This window comes from Mediterraneibacter sp. 210702-DFI.5.30, from assembly GCF_020560115.1.
Classification (GTDB): domain Bacteria; phylum Bacillota; class Clostridia; order Lachnospirales; family Lachnospiraceae; genus Mediterraneibacter; species Mediterraneibacter faecis.
The window spans coordinates 1-209 of sequence record NZ_JAJCME010000288.1 but is presented as its reverse complement, the minus strand read 5'-3'; the positions used below and the strand labels follow the sequence as shown (position 1 = coordinate 209).

1 protein-coding gene is annotated in these 209 nt (G+C 46.9%); it reads left to right on the top strand.

Translation table 11 applies throughout. The features are described from left to right. Positions 1–209, top strand: a 209-nt coding sequence (locus LI126_RS15580; protein WP_331469939.1) for an adenylosuccinate synthetase, incomplete at both ends; no start/stop codon positions are given.

The window sequence follows — 209 nt, the reverse complement described above, 5'->3', positions numbered from 1 at the left end:
ATTAATGGCATCAGTAGTAATCGTCGGCAGTCAATGGGGCGACGAAGGCAAGGGTAAAATGACCGACTATCTCAGTCAGGAAGCCGATGTCGTCGTTCGTTCGCAAGGGGGAAACAATGCTGGCCATTCCATTATCTTTGATGGCAAAAAGTTTGCGCTGCGTTTGATTCCTTCAGGGATTTTTGGTGCTAAGAAGCTTTCTGTAATCG